18 protein-coding genes are annotated in these 15,788 nt (G+C 73.1%); 7 read left to right on the top strand and 11 right to left on the bottom strand.

What is annotated here, in order from left to right:
- Nucleotides 1-57 precede the first annotated feature (57 nt).
- Complete coding sequence (locus EUA93_RS01155; RefSeq protein WP_129398001.1) at nucleotides 58-969, bottom strand: LysR family transcriptional regulator; 912 nt, start codon at nucleotides 967-969, stop codon at nucleotides 58-60.
- Nucleotides 970-1,040: 71 nt separating this feature from the next.
- Between EUA93_RS01155 and EUA93_RS01160 the strand changes: the two genes are divergently transcribed.
- Together EUA93_RS01160 and EUA93_RS01165 are read left to right on the top strand one after the other, a co-directional pair.
- Nucleotides 1,041-2,081: a YeiH family protein gene (locus EUA93_RS01160; protein WP_129398003.1), complete on the top strand. Its 1,041-nt coding sequence runs from the start codon at nucleotides 1,041-1,043 to the stop codon at nucleotides 2,079-2,081.
- A gap of 181 nt (nucleotides 2,082-2,262) precedes the next feature.
- Nucleotides 2,263-2,682, top strand: coding sequence for a hypothetical protein (locus EUA93_RS01165; protein ID WP_129398005.1), 420 nt, complete (start codon nucleotides 2,263-2,265; stop codon nucleotides 2,680-2,682).
- 8 nt (nucleotides 2,683-2,690) lie between these two features.
- Here EUA93_RS01165 and EUA93_RS01170 read toward each other — a convergent pair whose 3' ends face one another.
- Nucleotides 2,691-3,434, bottom strand: a complete 744-nt coding sequence (locus EUA93_RS01170; protein ID WP_242497192.1) for a dienelactone hydrolase family protein — start codon at nucleotides 3,432-3,434, stop codon at nucleotides 2,691-2,693.
- Nucleotides 3,435-3,570: 136 nt separating this feature from the next.
- Between EUA93_RS01170 and EUA93_RS01175 the strand changes: the two genes are divergently transcribed.
- Nucleotides 3,571-4,203, top strand: a complete 633-nt coding sequence (locus EUA93_RS01175; protein ID WP_207208574.1) for a cysteine hydrolase family protein — start codon at nucleotides 3,571-3,573, stop codon at nucleotides 4,201-4,203.
- Between the two features lie 15 nt (nucleotides 4,204-4,218).
- Here the strand turns inward: EUA93_RS01175 and EUA93_RS01180 are convergent, their stop codons facing one another.
- The gene (locus EUA93_RS01180; protein ID WP_129398008.1) at nucleotides 4,219-4,911 is read right to left on the bottom strand and encodes an NADPH-dependent F420 reductase; all 693 of its coding nucleotides are present in this window, start codon (nucleotides 4,909-4,911) and stop codon (nucleotides 4,219-4,221) included.
- A gap of 81 nt (nucleotides 4,912-4,992) precedes the next feature.
- On the opposite strand from EUA93_RS01180, the gene EUA93_RS01185 reads away from it, so the two are divergent.
- Complete coding sequence (locus tag EUA93_RS01185) at nucleotides 4,993-5,553, top strand: DUF6636 domain-containing protein (protein WP_129398010.1); 561 nt, start codon at nucleotides 4,993-4,995, stop codon at nucleotides 5,551-5,553.
- A gap of 8 nt (nucleotides 5,554-5,561) precedes the next feature.
- Here EUA93_RS01185 and EUA93_RS01190 read toward each other — a convergent pair whose 3' ends face one another.
- The 3 genes from EUA93_RS01190 to EUA93_RS01200 all read right to left on the bottom strand — a co-directional run bounded on the left by EUA93_RS01190 (nucleotide 5,562) and on the right by EUA93_RS01200 (nucleotide 8,570).
- The gene (locus EUA93_RS01190) at nucleotides 5,562-6,428 is read right to left on the bottom strand and encodes an HAD-IIB family hydrolase (protein WP_129398012.1); all 867 of its coding nucleotides are present in this window, start codon (nucleotides 6,426-6,428) and stop codon (nucleotides 5,562-5,564) included.
- 95 nt (nucleotides 6,429-6,523) lie between these two features.
- On the bottom strand, nucleotides 6,524-7,696 hold the full coding sequence (locus EUA93_RS01195) for an acyl-CoA dehydrogenase family protein (RefSeq protein WP_129398015.1): 1,173 nt from the start codon (nucleotides 7,694-7,696) through the stop codon (nucleotides 6,524-6,526).
- Nucleotides 7,697-7,715: 19 nt separating this feature from the next.
- Nucleotides 7,716-8,570 carry a 3-hydroxybutyryl-CoA dehydrogenase gene (locus EUA93_RS01200; RefSeq protein ID WP_129398017.1) on the bottom strand — a complete coding sequence of 285 codons (855 nt, stop codon included), beginning with the start codon at nucleotides 8,568-8,570 and terminating at the stop codon, nucleotides 7,716-7,718.
- Nucleotides 8,571-8,614: 44 nt separating this feature from the next.
- Here EUA93_RS01200 and EUA93_RS01205 point away from each other — a divergent pair, with 44 nt between their 5' ends.
- Both EUA93_RS01205 and EUA93_RS01210 read left to right on the top strand, forming a co-directional pair.
- Nucleotides 8,615-9,295: a TetR family transcriptional regulator gene (locus EUA93_RS01205; RefSeq protein WP_129398019.1), complete on the top strand. Its 681-nt coding sequence runs from the start codon at nucleotides 8,615-8,617 to the stop codon at nucleotides 9,293-9,295.
- The gene (locus EUA93_RS01210) at nucleotides 9,292-9,720 is read left to right on the top strand and encodes a CoA-binding protein (RefSeq protein WP_242497193.1); all 429 of its coding nucleotides are present in this window, start codon (nucleotides 9,292-9,294) and stop codon (nucleotides 9,718-9,720) included. The genes EUA93_RS01205 and EUA93_RS01210 overlap by 4 nt, the downstream gene beginning before the upstream one ends.
- A gap of 31 nt (nucleotides 9,721-9,751) precedes the next feature.
- Here the strand turns inward: EUA93_RS01210 and EUA93_RS01215 are convergent, their stop codons facing one another.
- Together EUA93_RS01215 and lhgO are read right to left on the bottom strand one after the other, a co-directional pair.
- A complete protein-coding gene (locus tag EUA93_RS01215) occupies nucleotides 9,752-10,747 on the bottom strand; it encodes a Gfo/Idh/MocA family protein (RefSeq protein ID WP_129398021.1) in 996 nt (331 codons plus the stop codon).
- Between the two features lie 25 nt (nucleotides 10,748-10,772).
- Nucleotides 10,773-11,978: an L-2-hydroxyglutarate oxidase gene (gene lhgO / locus EUA93_RS01220; RefSeq protein ID WP_129398023.1), complete on the bottom strand. Its 1,206-nt coding sequence runs from the start codon at nucleotides 11,976-11,978 to the stop codon at nucleotides 10,773-10,775.
- 79 nt (nucleotides 11,979-12,057) lie between these two features.
- On the opposite strand from lhgO, the gene arfB reads away from it, so the two are divergent.
- Nucleotides 12,058-12,489, top strand: coding sequence for an alternative ribosome rescue aminoacyl-tRNA hydrolase ArfB (arfB, locus tag EUA93_RS01225; RefSeq protein WP_129398025.1), 432 nt, complete (start codon nucleotides 12,058-12,060; stop codon nucleotides 12,487-12,489).
- A gap of 4 nt (nucleotides 12,490-12,493) precedes the next feature.
- Here the strand turns inward: arfB and purE are convergent, their stop codons facing one another.
- The 3 genes from purE to EUA93_RS01240 are packed head-to-tail and all read right to left on the bottom strand — an operon-like array spanning nucleotide 12,494 to nucleotide 15,748.
- Complete coding sequence (purE, locus tag EUA93_RS01230) at nucleotides 12,494-13,030, bottom strand: 5-(carboxyamino)imidazole ribonucleotide mutase (protein WP_129398027.1); 537 nt, start codon at nucleotides 13,028-13,030, stop codon at nucleotides 12,494-12,496.
- Between the two features lie 18 nt (nucleotides 13,031-13,048).
- Nucleotides 13,049-14,218, bottom strand: a complete 1,170-nt coding sequence (locus EUA93_RS01235; RefSeq protein WP_129398028.1) for a 5-(carboxyamino)imidazole ribonucleotide synthase — start codon at nucleotides 14,216-14,218, stop codon at nucleotides 13,049-13,051.
- Between the two features lie 42 nt (nucleotides 14,219-14,260).
- Complete coding sequence (locus tag EUA93_RS01240) at nucleotides 14,261-15,748, bottom strand: serine hydrolase domain-containing protein (protein ID WP_129398030.1); 1,488 nt, start codon at nucleotides 15,746-15,748, stop codon at nucleotides 14,261-14,263.
- Nucleotides 15,749-15,788 lie beyond the last annotated feature (40 nt).

Genomic DNA, 15,788 nt, shown 5'->3' on the forward strand with positions numbered 1-15,788 from the left:
ACGCACCCTCCCGCACCCGACACCAGGCGACGACCGGACCTGAGCCCCCGCCCCTATTCAGACGGGGCGCGTCCCGCCGGCGGCGCGGCAGGCGATCCGCAGCAGCGCGGCGGCGGGGCCGTCGAGGGGACGGTCGCGACGCCAGATGGCGGTGAGCGGCCGCTCGAGGTCGAGGTCGTGGCGCACCTCGACGAGCTCGCCGGTGTCGAGCCCGGCACGGACGGCGTACGGCGTCACGACGGCAGGTCCGACGCCGGCGAGCGCGGCACCGACCATCGCCGTCGTCGACGTGGCGACCATCGCGATGCGGGGCTGGGCGGCCAGGGCGCGCTCGAAGGTGCTGCGGGTGCCGCTCCCCTCCTCACGGACGACGAACTCGGTGGCGAGCAGCTGGTCGCGCGAGAGCGGCGTGCTGCGGCGCGCCCACGGGTGCGCGGCCGGGACGACGATGACCAGCCGGTCCGTGCCGACGACCCTCCTGGCGAGGTCCTCCGAGACCCGGGTGGACTCCACGAAGCCGATCGCGCACTCGCCGGAGTGCACGAGGTCGTCGACGCGGTCGGAGTTCTGGACCTGCAGGCGCAGGTGGACCTCGGGCAACGAGGCGCGCAGCTCGCCGATCCAGCGTGGCAGCACGAACTCGGCGACGGTCAGGCTCGCCGCCACGCCGAGATCGGACCCGCCCTGCGAGCGCCGGGCGCTCAGCGCCTGCAGGCCGCCCCGCACGGTGTCGATCTGGTGGAGGACGTCGCGCGCCCACGCCGCGACGGTCACGCCGTCGGGGGTGAGCCTGGTCCCGCGAGGGGTGCGCTCGGCGACGCGCAGCTGCCAGCGCGTCTCGAAGGCCCGCAGGGAGATGCTCGCCGCGGGCTGGGTGATGCCGAGGCGGCGCCCGGCCGCGCCGAGGCTGCCCTCCTCCTCCAGGAGCACCAGGAGGCGCAGCGCCTGGAGGTCCAGCTCCTTGCTCATAAGCAGTGATTATGACCCGCCCCCGGGTCAGCGTCTAGTCGACACCCTGTCGCGCGAAAGATCCTTGACGCGTGGTCGTCCTCCCCTCCCCTGCTGTCGTCGAGTCGCCGCCTCCGGTCGAGGAGCGGACCTCGTCGCGGCGCGCCAGCTACCTCCGCCGAGCGGTCGTGGCCTTCGCCGTCGCGGGCCTCGCTCTGGCCGTCAGCACCGTCGCTCCCCTCATGGGTCCGTTGCTGGTCGCGCTGGTCATCGGCGTCGTGGCCGCCAACACCCCGGGCGTGAGCCGGTACGTCGTCGGCACCGCGCCGCGGCTCGACAAGCTCCTCCTGCGCTCGGGCATCGTGCTGCTCGGCCTCAAGATCGCGATCACCGACGTCCTCGCCCTCGGAACCTCCGGCATCGTCGTGGTGCTGGCGACGGTCGTGACGACGTACGCCGCGACGCAGCTCGCCGGCCGGCTGCTCGGCCTCGAGCGCGACCTGGTCACCCTGATCGCCGCCGGCTTCTCGATCTGCGGCGCGGCCGCGGTCGCCGCTGTCGAGTCCTCGATCCGGGCGAAGCCCCGCGACGTCGCGCTCGCCGTCGCGCTGGTCACCGTCTTCGGCACGATCATGATCGGCGCCGTCCCTGCCCTCGGCAGCGCCTTCGGCCTGACCGACGAGCAGACCGCGATCTGGGCGGGCGCCAGCATCCACGAGGTCGCCCAGGTGATCGCCGCCGCGTCGCTGATCGGTGCCGGCGGGGCGACCGCACTGGCCACCGCCACGACCGTCAAGCTCGCCCGCGTCACCCTCCTCGCCCCCGTGCAGATCGTCTCCGCGCGCATCTGCCGCTCCGAGGACGCCACCCGCCGGGGTCCGCTCGTCCCGCTCTTCCTCATCGGCTTCCTCGCCGCCGTCGCGGTCCGGACCACCGGCGTGCTCCCGCAGGGCGCCCTCGACCTCGCCGCCTCGCTCACCACGCTGCTCCTCAGTGCGGCGATGTTCGGCCTCGGCACCGGGATCGTGGCCCGACACCTCTGGCCCGTCCCGGTCCGCGCCCTCCTCCTCGCGACGATCTCCACCCTCGTCGCCGGCACCGTCGCCCTCGCGCTCGTCACGCTGCTCGTCTGAGGAGAACCCCGGTCGGTCGGGAGCAACCTCGCGGGGCGCACGGACGTCCACCCACCATGAAGATCCTGACCGCGGCCGCCCTGGCCGCCGCCACCCTCACCACCGCGACCCTCTCCACCGCGGCCCTGGCCTCGCCGGCCGGCGCCGCCGCCCCGATCCGTTCAGCGGTGAGCGCAGGATCGTGCTCGCGCCGAAGAACAGCGAAGGGATCCTCGGCGTCGACCGCGACCTGCGGGCGACGTACGCCGAGGGCCAGGGGCCGCGCAACCAGTTCGTGCTCGTGCCGACGGGCGACCGCTTCCTGGTGAGGACCGCGACGCTCCGCAGCGGCGGCGAGCCCCTGTGCCTGCAGCTCGGCAAGCGGGCCGTCGTGGTCACGGCGTGCGACGCCGGGAGGCGGCACCAGCAGTTCTCGTTCCGGTCGGCGTCACCCAGCAACGGCAAGCCGACGTGGACGATCCGCACCACCCGGAACCGCTACCTCGTGCAGAACGACCTCGGCGGCTTCGAGCCCGCCGTCATCGGCGAGGGCACGCCCGACATCGACACGCCCTTCCTGCTGGTCGACAAGGGCGTCGCGAGCCTCCCCGACCTCGACTGAGCCGGGGCTCAGCGCCGCAGCGTGGAGTCGAGCAACTGCCGCAGGCTGTCGAAGTGCCGCTCGGCCGACTCCTCGTCGTACATCGACGTGTCCGACATCGAGTAGCCGTGCGGGCCGGGGAAGACCTCGTTGACGACCGTCAGCCCGGCCGCGTCGATCGCCTCGCCGAGCGCGGTCACGGCCTCGGGCGGCATCGACCCGTCGTCGGAGGCGTGGCCGAAGGCGAAGGAGGCGCGGGCACCCGCGACGGCCAGGTGCGGGCTGTCGGGCCCGTCGGTGACGAGGCCACCGCCGTGCCAGCCGCCGACGGCGACGACGTCCGGGTCGGCCCCGGCGGCACGGATCGCGATGCGCGCCCCCATGCAGTAGCCGGTGGTGCCGACCTCCTCCCCCGACACCTCCGGGCGGGCCCGGAGGGCGGCGAGGTAGGCCGGGATGTCCCGCGCCAGGAGGTCGGGCGTCAGCCCGCGGACCCGCTGCATCGCCTCACCCATGAACGCCTCGCGGTTGCCGGGCTCGCGCAGGTCGGCCCTCGGGGCGACGTCGACGGCGCGGCCGTCGCGGTAGAAGACGTTGGGCGCGAGCACGGTGTAGCCCCACGACGCGATCCGGTCTACCATCTCCTCGATCCGCGGGCGCAGGCCGATCGCGTCGATCACGAACAGCACCCCCGGAGCCGGGGCCCCGTCGGGGGCGGTGGCGAGGTAGGCCTCGGCCTCGCCGTCGGGCATGGTCAGCGTCAGTGTGGGCACGCGCCCGAGGCTAGCCGGAGGCGCGAGGTGCAGGAGGGTCACCACGACGACCTGGGATGCGTGCTCGGGCAGGAGCGGACATGCTGGAGGCCCGACCCCCACGCCCCACCCCCACACCCCCACCAGGAGAAGATCCGTGCCCAGCAAGCGTGCGCTCATCGTCGTCGACGTCCAGAACGAGTACTTCGACGGCGTGCTGCAGATCCAGCACCCCGACCGCGACGAGACCTTGGCGAACGTCGTGCGTGCCATCGACGTCGCCGACGACCAGGGCATCCCGGTCGTGCTGGTGCAGCACGAGCTGCCCGAGGGCGCACCGATCTTCGCCGCCGGCTCGCACAGCTGGACCGTCCACCCCGACGTCGAGTCGCGCGCGACCGAGGCGTGGAAGCGGGTCACGAAGGAGAGCTCGAGCGTCTTCGCCGGCACCGACCTCGCCGCGTGGCTCGCGGAGCAGGGCGTCGACACCATCTCGCTCGTGGGCTACATGACCAACAACTGCGACATCGCCACGGCCGTCTCGGCCGAGGAGCTCGGCCTGGAGGCGGAGGTCCTCTCCGACGCGACCGGCGCCATCCACCTCGCCAACGAGGCCGGCAAGGTCTCGGCCGAGCAGCTCCACGACGTGCTGATGGTGCTGCTGCACTCCAACTTCGCAGCCGTCGCCACCACCGACGCGTGGATCACCGCCGCGAGCGCCGGCGACCCGCTGCCCAAGAGCGACCTCGGCACCTCCGCCACCGCGGGGCGCTCCGTCTTCGCAGGCTGAGTCCGGGGCGCCGGCTCACATGTCGCGGTAGCGGACGGCCTGTCCCAGGAGGGTCGCGAGGTCCTCGGCGGTCGCCTGCCGGGTGCCGGTGGCGAAGTCCTCGGCGTCGGGCTGCGCGTAGGGGGCGACGTACGCCGCGGTGTCCCGCTGGTAGCGCCAGCCCTCGGCGAGCGGGCCGACGTCGTGGGCGTCGTAGCCGATCGAGTCGAGGAACCGCGTCACCTCCGCCTTGGCCTCCGCGTCGTCGCCTGCGATCGCGAGCGCGGAACGCCCGGGGTCTCCGTGCGGGCGGGCGAGCGTGGCCAGGTGTGCGAAGAAGATGTTGTTGAACGTCTTCACGACGTGCGACCCGGGCAGGTGCGCCTGGAGCAGCTCGGAGGTCGTGGTCGACTCGTCGTCGAGCTCGGCGATCCGGCCGTCGCGGTCGGGGTAGTAGTTGTCGGTGTCGATGACGGTCTTGCCCCGCAGGGGCTCCACGGGCACGTCACGGTAGGCCTTGAGCGGGACCGTCACGACGACGATGTCCCCGGCCTCGGCCGCCTCCGCCGCCGTGGCGGCGCGGGCTCCGTCGCCGAGCTCCGCGACGAGGTCGGCGAGGGTCTCGGGACCCCTGCTGTTGGAGAGCACCACGTCGTGGCCGCCGGCGAGGGCGAGGCGAGCGACGGTGCTGCCGATGTGTCCGCTTCCGATGAGTCCGATGGTCGTCATGTCCGTCCCAACCGACGCGCGGAGGCGGGCATTCCGGACCGGCGGTTGACAGGCATCCGTCCGCGCTCCGAGCATCGACGCATGCTGACGGGGGCGGGGCGGCGCACGACGTACGCCGCGGTGGTGGTCGTGCTCGCGCTGTCCGGATGCTCGGGTGGTGGTGGCGGCGGCGCGAGCGCCGACGAGTCGACCGCACCGACCGTGACGCAGACGGTGACCGAGACCGCCTCACCCAGCGAGTCACCCGACGAGTCGGCCTCCGAGGCGGCCGGCGCGCCCGACATCGACGGGGCCGTGGTGGAGCAGGACCAGCTGAGCTCGCCGAGCGGCAACATCTGGTGCTCGCTGGAGCTCGGCATCGAGTGCGAGGTGCGGGAGAGCTCCTACGGCCCGCTCCGCAAGCCCGCCGACTGCCAGCTCGACTGGGCCGAGAACCAGTTCTGGGTCAACGACAGCACCGGCGCCCGCGGCATCTGCCGCGGCGACGTGACCTTCACCAGCCAGCCGCCCGAGCTGGCGTACGGCACCACCTCCGTCGTCGCGGACCGCGCCTGCCAGAGCACGGAGACCGCGATGACCTGCTGGAACACCGGCTCCGGGCACGGCTTCCGGGTCTCGCGCAACGACTACCGGCTCTTCTAGCCGGGAGGTCAGGCGGAGACGTCCTCGAGGATCCGACGGATGACGGCCTGCACGGGCTCGACCACGTCGGGCAGCCGGTGGCGGGCGACGTCGAGGATCGCGGGCTGCGCGTGGGCCACCGCGAACGAGTGGGTGGCCTCGCCGAACATCTCGAGGTCGTTCATGTGGTCGCCGAAGACGACCGTCTCGTCCGGTCCGACGCCGAGGCGGGCCTGGAGGTCACGGAGCGCCTGGCCCTTGGTCACGCCGAGCGCGGTGACGTCGGCCCAGTGGGTGCCCGACCGGGTGACCTGCGCGCGCTCCGCGAAGTGCACCAGCACGTCGCGGTCGATCGCCTCGGTGCTGTCGAGGTCGACGATGGCGACCTTGATGACGTCGTCGGTGACGTCCTCGAGCCGGGACACGCGCGTCAGGTGCGGGTGGTAGTTGAGCGCTTCGTCCCACAGCTCGCCGTCGACCTCGACCCACGCCTCCTCGGTCCCGCACACCACCGCGGTGGACCGGCGGCCCTCGGCCTGCGCGTGGTGGCGTACGGCGTCGACGAGCTCGTGCACGAAGGCGTGGTCGAGCGTCGCGGTGGCGCGGGCCTCACCGTGCTCGACGAGCACGGCGCCGTTGTCGGCGATGTAGGTGTCGATGACCGGGACGTCGGCGAAGAGCTCGGCCTGCGAGGCGTGCGCCCGCCCGCTCGCCGGGACGAACGTGAGTCCTGCCGCGACCAGCTCGGCCACGAGCCCGCCCGTGCTGGCCGGGAGCGTCCGGTCGGGGGCGAGGAGCGTCCCGTCGAGGTCGGAGACCACGAGCTTCACGCCGGCGAGCGCGCCTCGCGCGAGGTCGTCGAGCACGGACGCGGCGGTGACAGGTGAGGAGGACACGGTACGACGCTAGCCAGCGGCCGCGTCGGCTCGCTCGACGGGCGCCGGCCAGCGGCTCCCGGTGAGGCGCACGTCTCACGCGCGCATCAAGTGGCTCAGAGCTCGGACTGCACCCCGGCGAGGAGCTGGCGAGCCATCACGATCCGCTGGACCTGGTTGGTGCCCTCGTAGATCTGGGTGATCTTGGCGTCGCGCATCATCCGCTCGACCGGGTAGTCGCGGGTGTAGCCGTAGCCGCCGAGGACCTGCACGGCGTTGACCGTGACCTCCATCGCGACGTCGGAGGCGAAGCACTTCGCCGCCGCGCCGAAGAAGGTGAGGTCGTCGTCGCCGCGCTCGGAGCGGCCGGCGGCGGCGTAGGTCATCTGGCGTGCGGCCTCGACCTTCATGCCCATGTCGGCGAGGAGGAACTGCAGGCCTTGGAAGTCGGCGATCGACCTGCCGAACTGGGTCCGCTCCTTGGCGTAGCCGAGCGCGTAGTCGAGCGCACCCTGGGCCACCCCGACGGCCTGGGCGGCGATGGTGACGCGGGTGTGGTCGAGGGTCTTCATCGCCGTGGTGAACCCGGTGCCCTCCTCGCCGATCATCCGGTCCGCGGGGATGCGGACCCGGTCGAGGTAGACCTCCCGGGTGGGCGAGCCCTTGATGCCGAGCTTCTTCTCCGGCGCGCCGAAGGAGACGCCCTCGTCGGACTTCTCGACGACGAAGGCGGACACGCCACCGCGCGTCTTCCTCGCGTCGTCGGTCACGGCCATCACCGTGTAGAACTCCGACTCCCCCGCGTTGGTGATCCAGCGCTTCACGCCGTCGAGCACCCAGTGGTCGCCGTCGCGGACCGCGCGGGTCTTCATGCCGCCCGCGTCGGAGCCCGCGTCGGGCTCGGAGAGGCAGTACGAGAAGCCGCCCTCGCCGCGAGCCAGCGCGCCGAGGTACTTCTGCTTGAGCTCCTCGGACCCGGCGATCTGCACCGGGAGCGAGCCGAGCTTGTTGACCGCGGGGATCAGCGACGACGACACGCACGCGCGGGCGACCTCCTCGATCACGAGCACCGTGGCGAGCGCGTCGGCACCGGCGCCGCCGTACTGCTCCGGCACGTGGGGTGCGTGGAAGTCCGAGGCCACCAGAGCCGCGGCTGCCTCGTGCGGGTAGCGCGCCTCCTCGTCGACGGCGGCGGCGAAGGGGGCGATCTTGGCGTCGGCGACCGCACGGACCGCCTCGCGGATGGCCTGGTGCTCCTCGGAGAGCGCGTACATCGGGAACTCGTTCATCGTGACGTCCTGTGGTGGGTCAGTAGGTGTAGAAGCCGCGACCGGTCTTGCGGCCGAGCAGGCCGGCGTCGACCATCCGGTTGAGCAGCGGCGGGGCGGCGTAGAGCGGCTCCTTGAACTCCTCGTAGAGCGACTCCGCGACGGCCTTGGTCGTGTCGAGGCCGATCAGGTCGGCGAGCGCGAGCGGGCCCTGCGGGTGGGCCGCGCCGAGCACGAGGCCACGGTCGATGTCCTCCGCGGTGGCGAAGCCCGACTCGAGCATCCGGATCGCCGACAGCACGAACGGGATGAGCAGCGCGTTGACGACGAACCCGGCGCGGTCCTGGCTGTCGATCGCCTGCTTGCCGAGCGCGGTCTCGACGAAGTCGCGGGCGCGGGCGGTGGTGTCCGCGGAGGTCAGCAGGCTCGGCACCAGCTCGACGAGCGGCAGCACCGGCACGGGGTTGAAGAAGTGGACGCCGATGACCTGGGCCGGGCGGGAGGTGACCACGCCCAGCTTCATGATCGGGATCGAGGAGGTGTTGGAGGCGAGGATCGCGTCGGGCGAGGTGACGATCGTGTCGAGACGCGCGAAGAGCTCGGTCTTGGCCGACTCGTCCTCGACGATCGCCTCGACCACGAGCTCGCGGTCGGCCAGCTCGTCGAGGTCGGTGACGACGCGGATCCGCTCGAGCACGGCGGCCGCGGACTCGATCTTGCCCTTGGCCTCGGCCCGGGCGAGCGACTGCTCGAGCCGCGCCAGGCCGGCCGCTGCGGCCGCGTCCGAGGACTCGGCGACCACCACGTCGAGGCCGGCGCGCGCCGTCACCTCCGCGATGCCCGCACCCATCAGGCCGCACCCGACCACACCGACGTACTGCACTCCAGCGCTCATAGATACTGAGTGTACGTGATGCGGTACTGAGTACCATCGTCTGCATGCCCCCCGTGACCAGCACCCGCGACCGGCTCATCGACGCCGCCTTCGCGCTCTTCGAGGAGCGCGGCTTCGACGAGACGACCGTCGACGACGTCGCGGCGCGGGCGGAGGTCGGGCGCACCACGTTCTTCCGGGCCTTCCGCTCCAAGGAGGACGTGATCTTCCCCGACCACGACGCCATGCTCGGCGCGGTCTCGGCACGGCTGGCGACCGCCACCGCCGCGACCGTCGAGGTCGCGGTGACCGAGGCGGCGCACCTGGTCCTCGAGCACTACGTCGCCGAGGGGCCGCGTGCGCAGCAGCGCTACCGCCTGGCGCGCAACGTGCCGGCGCTGCGCAGCCGCGAGACGGCGGGGCTGCTGCAGTACCAGCGGCTGTTCCGCACCTTCCTCGACCAGTGGATGGGCGCCGGCGACCGGGGCGACCTGCGCGCCGAGCTGCTCGCCAACGCCGTCGTGACCGCGCACAACCACGTCCTGCGGCGTTGGCTGCGCGGCACGATCACGGCCGACGAGGCCGAGGCCGAGTTCGGCGTGGCGATGGAGGAGGTCTTCCGGACCTCCTCACGCGAGGCTGCGACGGCGGTGGTCGTGCTCCGCAGCGACGTGCCGGTGGAGGGCCTGCTGCCCGCCCTGCGGGAGGTCGTCGCGAACGCGTCGCCGTCCTACGATGAGGCGTGACCACCTCGGAGCGGCTCAGCTGGCAGGACCCCGCGACCGTCGAGCGGATGCTCGACGAGGCGCAGACCTGGGCCGTCGTCGGGCTCGCCGACAACCCGCAGCGCACCGCGTGGTCGATCGCCAGGCTGCTCCAGGAGCGTGGCAAGCGCATCGTGCCGATCCACCCGGACGCGCCCACCGTACACGGCGAGCAGGGGTACGCCACCCTCGCCGAGGTGCCCTTCCCGATCGACGTCGTCGACGTCTTCCGGCGCTCGTCGGAGGCCGGCCGGTTCGCCGACCAGGCCGTGGAGATCGGTGCGGGCGGGGTGTGGTTCCAGCTCGGCGTGGTCGACCCCGAGGCCTTCGAGCGCACGATCGCCGCAGGCGTCCCGATGGTGATGAACACCTGCCCCGCGATCGAGTGGCGCAAGCGCGGGCGCTAGACCGCCCTCAGGTCTCCACTCAGGTCTCCACTCAGAGCTGCACGGACCCCTCGGGGATGTCGATGCCGAGCTGCGCGAGGCACTCCCCCAGCACCCACTGGACGTCGAGCGTGTCGGCCAGCGGCATCACGGGGCTCTCGGTGAGGCCGGCCGCGAGGCACGCCTGCACCTCCTCGACCTGGTGGGTGTAGCCGCGCCCGGTCGGCGGGCGCTCGACCGTCTCCGGCTCCTGCCCGTTGAGTCGTACGACGATGCGGCTGGGGTGGTGGAACGGCGGCTCGAGCTCGATGGTCCCGCCGGTACCGCTGATGATCGCGCGGCCCGGCGTCTGGCTGGCGAGCGAGCAGGTGAGCGCGGCGGCCCGCCCGTCGTCGTACGACAGCTGGATCGCGGCGGAGGCGTCGGCACCGTTCGGGTACCGCGTGCCGGTGGTGGTGATCCGGTCGGGCCGGCCGAGGAAGTGCTGGGCGAGCGAGATCGGGTAGACGCCGAGGTCGAGCAGGGACCCGCCGCCGAGCGCGAGGTCGAAGAGACGGCTCTCGGGGTCGTAGGCGCGGTAGGCGCCGAAGTCGGCCTGCACGAGCACGAGGTCGCCGATCGCGCCCGAGGCGACGAGCTCGCGCGCCTGCACGATCGCGGGCTGGAAGCGGGTCCACATCGCCTCCATGCAGAACACCCCGGCCGACCTGGCCGCGTCGACGACCTCCTGCGCGCCGGCGACCGTGGCGGCGAAGGCCTTCTCGACCAGCAGCGGGGTGCCGGCCTCGATCGCGGCGAGCGCGAGGTCGCGGTGCTGCGGGTGCGGGGTGGCGACGTAGATGACGTCGACGTCCCCGGACCGGCCCGCCTCGACCAGCTCCCGGTAGGTCCCCGCACCGCCGGCCCCGAACTGCCCCGCGAAGTCGTCCGCCGACTCGACCGACCGGCTGCCGACGAAGGCGAGCTCGGCGTCGGGCACGAGGGCGAGGTCGGTGGCGAAGACCTGCGCCATGGCCCCGGTGGCGGCGATTCCCCAGCGAGTCGTCATGGGACGACCCTAGTGACCGGTCGCGTCAGGCGGGGCCCCACGCCTGGTCGAGCACGTGCTCCGCGATCGCCAGGCTCGACGTCGCCCCGGGCGAGGGGGCGTTGCGCACGCAGGTGACCCCGTCGGCGCTGGTGATCCGGAAGTCGTCGACGAGGCTGCCGTCACGGTCCACGGCCTGGGCGCGTACGCCGCTGCCCGCCCGCCGCACGTCGGCGACCCCGATGTCCGGGACGTAGGCCGAGGCCCGCCTCATGAAGGCACGCTGCGACGCCGAGCCGATCACCTCGTCGATGCCGGTGCGCCAGTGGGCGCGGGCGAGGGGCCAGAAACCGGGCCACGCGAGCACCTCGCGCAGGTCGGCGGCGGAGACGTCGCGCAGGCGGTAGCCCTCGCGCTTGGTGGCGAGCACCGCGTTGGGCCCGACCTCGAGCGTCCCGTCGACCCGGCGGGTGAAGTGCACGCCGAGGAACGGGTACTGCGGGTCGGGCACCGGGTAGACCATGCCGCGGACCATGTCCTGCTTGGCCGCACTGACGCCGAGGTACTCCCCGCGGAAGGGCAGGATCGCCGGGGCCCGCTCGCCGTCCACGAGCGCGGAGACCCGGTCGGCGAAGAGGCCCGCGGCGACGACGACGTGGTCGAGCACCAGCGACTGCGGGTCGCCCTCGACCCGGACCGACACCCCGCCCGCCTGACGCCGGATGTCGACCACGCGCGCGCCGAGCCGCACCTCGCCCCCGGCGGCGACGACCTCGTCGGCCAGCGCGCGGGTGATCGCGGGGTAGTCGGTGATCGCGGTCTCCGGCGAGTGCAGCGCGGCGAGGCCGACGGCGTGCGGCTCGACCTCGCGGATCTCGGACGGCGACAGGCGGCGCAACCCGGGCACCTTGTTGTCGGTCGCCGTCCGCTCCAGGGCGTCGAAGCGCCCCATCTCGGCCCGGTCGACGGCGACGACGAGCTTGCCGCAGGCGTCGTACGCGATCGCGTGCTCGGCGCAGAAGTCACGCAGCAGCCCGCGGCCGCGGGTGCAGAGCTCGGCCTTCAGGCTGCCCGGCTTGTAGTAGATGCCGGCGTGCACGACGCCGGAGTTGTGCCCGGTCTGGTGCGCGGCGAGGTGGTCCTCCTTCTCGAGGACCACGACGTGCGTGCCGGGGCGTCGGCGCACGACCTCGCGGGCGATCGCGGCACCGAGGATGCCTCCGCCGACCACGCCGACCGTCTGCTCCCCCACCGCGCTCCCCACAGGGAGGACGGTGGTGCGTGCCGCGGGCCGCGTCAAGCCAGACCGCCCGACCTCCCACAATGGGGGTATGCGCGACCTCCACGTCCCCGCCGGCCCCGGCCTGCCCGAGGGCCTGGTCGTGCCTGCCGGCGAGCTGGTCGAGAGGTTCTCCAGGTCGCCGGGGCCGGGCGGCCAGTCGGTCAACACGTCCGACTCGCGCGTGGAGCTGGACTACGACGTCGCGGCCTCGACGGCCCTCACCGACACCCAGCGCGCGCGGGCCCTGCGCCGCTGGCCGTCGGGCACGATCAGCATCGCCGCGTCCGAGCACCGATCGCAGCACCGCAACCGGGTGGCCGCCCGGGAGCGCCTGGCCGAGCAGCTCCGCTCGGCGCTCGCTCCGCCACCGCCGCCGCGCCGGCCGACGAAGCCCTCGCGCGGCGCGAAGGAGCGTCGCCTCAAGGCGAAGAAGGAGCGCGCCTCGACCAAGGCCCTGCGCGGTCGGGTGCGCGACTCCTGAGTCGCTAGAAGCCGACCTTGCGGGCGCCGCCGGTCGCCGCCTGGCGTACGACGTCGCCCTTGGCGTGGGCGCTCTCGGCTAGCGAGGCCTGGTAGTCGACGAGGCGCTGCTGGAGCTCGGGGTCGCTCGTGCCGAGGATCCGCGCGGCGAGGATGCCGGCGTTCTTGGCGTTGCCGATCGCGACGGTGGCGACCGGGATCCCGCCGGGCATCTGCACGATCGAGAGCAGCGAGTCCATGCCGTCGAGGTACTTCAGCGGGACGGGTACGCCGATGACGGGCAGCGGCGTGAGGCTCGCGAGCATCCCCGGCAGGTGGGCCGCTCCGCCGGCCCCGGCGATGACGACCGAGAGTCCGCGGGTGTGCGCCGCCTGGCCCCACGCGACCATCTCGGTCGGCATCCGGTGCGCGGAGACCACGTCGGCCTCCCACGCGACGCCGAGCTCGGTGAGCACCTCACCGGCGGCCTGCATGACCGGCCAGTCGGAGTCGGAGCCCATCACGATCGCGACCTTGACGGCCTGCTGCTGCGTCTCACTCATCGTTCACTCTCCCCCTGATCAAGCACTGACGTTGCCCAGGTCGCCGCGGAACCACGCGGCGGCGTGCCGGGCGCGCTCGAGGCAGTCCTCGAGGTCGTCGCCGTAGGCGTTGACGTGGCCGACCTTGCGACCGGGCCGCAGGTCCTTGCCGTAGAAGTGCACGCGCAGCCGCGGGTCGCGGGCCATCGCGTGCGGGAGGCCGTCGTACAACCGGCCGGTGTCGGTGGGTCCACCGAGGATGTTGACCATCACGGTCCAGCGCGCACGCGGGGCCGGCGAGCCCAGCGGGAGGTCCATGACGGCGCGGAGGTGGTTCTCGAACTGGGACGTCACGGCGCCGTCCTGGGACCAGTGGCCGGTGTTGTGGGGACGCATGGCCAGCTCGTTGACCAGGATCCGGCCGTCGGTCGTCTCGAAGAGCTCGACGGCGAGGATGCCCGTGACGTCGAGCGCACCGGCGATCCGCAGGGCGATCTCCTGCGCCTGACCGGCGAGAGCGGGCGCGAGGTCCGGCGCGGGGGCGATGACCTCGTGGCAGATGCCGTCGAGCTGGGTGGAGGCGACGACCGGGTACGCCGCCGCCTGGCCGCTGGGCGAGCGGGCGACCAGCGCCGACAGCTCGCGGCGGAAGTCGACGAGCTCCTCGGCGAGCACCTCGACACCGGCGGCCGCGGCCGCGTCGAAGGCGGCCTGGGCCTCGTCGATCGCGCGGACGACCCAGACGCCCTTGCCGTCGTAGCCGCCCCGGGTGGTCTTGAGGACGCACGGCAGGCCGAACTCCTCGACCTCGGCGGTCGTGGTGACGACGGCGTTGCGGGGGCACGGCACGTCGAGCTCGGCGAGCCGGCGACGCATCATGGCCTTGTCCTGGGCGTGGACGAGCGCGTCCGGCCCGGGGCGTACGGCGATCCCGTCCGCCACGAGCGCGTGCAGGTGCGCGGTGGGCACGTGCTCGTGGTCGAAGGTCACGACGCTGGCGCCCTCGGTGACGGCACGGAGGGCGTCGAGGTCGGTGTGGTCGCCGACGAGCTGGTCGGGGATGACCTGGGCGGCGGAGACGCCCTCGGCCTCGGCCAGCAGGCGCAGCGGGAGGCCGAGCGCGATCGCGGGCTGGGCCATCATCCGGGCGAGCTGGCCGCCCCCGATGACGGCGAGCGTGGGCGCGCGGTGGGAACCGGTCGAGGACACGTCCGGAGTCTAGAGAAGCCTCCGTCGCTCCGGGCGCCCGGCTCAGGGAACAGCGGGGCCGGCGTCCACGCGGGCCGCACGCACCCGGCGCCACGCGAGCGACCGGACCGACACCAGGACGATCCCGACGACACCACCCACCAGCACGAGTCCGGTCGCAGCCGGCCACAGGCCGTAGGCGTCGAGGGGGGTGGCCGGGTTCCGGGTTCCGGAGGTCAGTCCGAACAGGAGGAACCCGGAGACGGCGGGCAGCACCAGATGGGGCAGATGGCGAAGGACGAGCCTCCAGGCCCGGTACCGCCGACGCCTCTCCGCCCAGCGCCGCGACCGCACGACTCCACGCGCCCCCAGCCCCGCGACCAGGAGGGTGAGCCCGGCCAGCGCCAGGTCGAGGGCGGTCGCGACCGGGAAGCCCACCTCGGGCGTGCGGCCCTCGCTGATCTCGATCAGCCCGGTGCTGATCGAGAACGGGTGCTGGAAGGTCGGCGTGTAGCTGTCGAGCAGGACCGCTGTTCCGTACCCGCTCGACGGGACCAGGTCCATCCGGGAGCTGTAGCGCGTGAGGGAGCCGTCATGCCCGATCCGCGCCGGCGACGCGGTCCTGGTGTGCTGCCAGCCCATGCCGTACGTGCCGGCACCGGGCTGGGCCGTGTGCGACTCGGCGACCAGCGCCTCGGACAGCAGCCGGGAACCGTCTCCGGACACGCCACCGCGTTGCTGCATCGCCAGCCACGCGCCCATGTCGTGAGCCGTGCTGATCACGCCTCCTGCACCACCGACGTCCGCGCGCAGCTCAGGAAGCGGCAACGACGCGCCGTAGGCGGTGACGTGGCCGGCGTCGAGGCCTGCGGTGTCGGTGACCGTGACGACCGCACGGGTGTCGTGCATGCCCAGGGGTGCGAACACGTGCTCCTCGAGGTAGTCGGCGAACGACTCACCCGAGACGACCTCCACGAGGCGGGCCAGGGTGCGGTAGTTCAGGTTGCTGTACGCGTAACCCGTTCCCGGCGCCGCGACCACGTCGAGCTCGGAGATGTGGGCGACGTCCTCGGCGAGGTCGCCGGTGGTCGGGAGCAGCAGCGGGTCGGGAAGGCCCGAGGTGTGGCTGAGCAGCCGACGGACCGTGATGTCGCTGGGATCGGCGCCACCCACGGAGAAGCCCTGGAGGTAGGTCGTGACGGGAGCGTCCAGCTCGACCAGGTCCTCGTCCACCAGCTGGAGCACGGCGAAGGCGGTGAAGCCCTTGGCCAGCGACCCCACGGACATCGGGGTGCTGGCCTCGACGTCCCCCGCCGCGCCCTCGGCCACGGTCCTCCCGTCCTTCACCACGACGTACGCCGCGCCGGGCAGGCCGTGACGGCCGATGTAGTCGTCGACGAACGACTGGGCGCCGCGATCGTCGAAGGCCGGGTCGCCGGGTGCCGCCGCCGCGGCACCGTCGGGGCGACCCAGGACGACGACGGAGAGCAGGGCCAGACCGGCGGCTGCGACCAGGGCGTGGAGGCGCGATCGTCTCGTCGAGGTGGGCATGGTGCGACGCTAGGAGCCCGACCGTGTCCTCCGACATCGG

It is taken from the genome of Nocardioides oleivorans (genome assembly GCF_004137255.1).
In the GTDB taxonomy this organism is placed as follows: Bacteria; Actinomycetota; Actinomycetes; order Propionibacteriales; family Nocardioidaceae; genus Nocardioides; species Nocardioides oleivorans.

Excerpts from the sequence above, each read along its gene's own strand:
- EUA93_RS01155 (WP_129398001.1), bottom strand. The coding sequence starts at position 969 with ATGAGCAAGGAGCTGGACCTCCAGGCGCTGCGCCTCCTGGTGCTCCTG.
- EUA93_RS01180 (WP_129398008.1), bottom strand. The coding sequence starts at position 4,911 with ATGACGACCATCGGACTCATCGGAAGCGGACACATCGGCAGCACCGTC.
- EUA93_RS01185 (WP_129398010.1), top strand. The coding sequence starts at position 4,993 with ATGCTGACGGGGGCGGGGCGGCGCACGACGTACGCCGCGGTGGTGGTC.
- EUA93_RS01195 (WP_129398015.1), bottom strand. The coding sequence starts at position 7,696 with ATGAACGAGTTCCCGATGTACGCGCTCTCCGAGGAGCACCAGGCCATC.
- EUA93_RS01200 (WP_129398017.1), bottom strand. The coding sequence starts at position 8,570 with ATGAGCGCTGGAGTGCAGTACGTCGGTGTGGTCGGGTGCGGCCTGATG.
- EUA93_RS01205 (WP_129398019.1), top strand. The coding sequence starts at position 8,615 with ATGCCCCCCGTGACCAGCACCCGCGACCGGCTCATCGACGCCGCCTTC.
- EUA93_RS01215 (WP_129398021.1), bottom strand. The coding sequence starts at position 10,747 with ATGACGACTCGCTGGGGAATCGCCGCCACCGGGGCCATGGCGCAGGTC.
- arfB (WP_129398025.1), top strand. The coding sequence starts at position 12,058 with ATGCGCGACCTCCACGTCCCCGCCGGCCCCGGCCTGCCCGAGGGCCTG.
- purE (WP_129398027.1), bottom strand. The coding sequence starts at position 13,030 with ATGAGTGAGACGCAGCAGCAGGCCGTCAAGGTCGCGATCGTGATGGGC.
- EUA93_RS01240 (WP_129398030.1), bottom strand. The coding sequence starts at position 15,748 with ATGCCCACCTCGACGAGACGATCGCGCCTCCACGCCCTGGTCGCAGCC.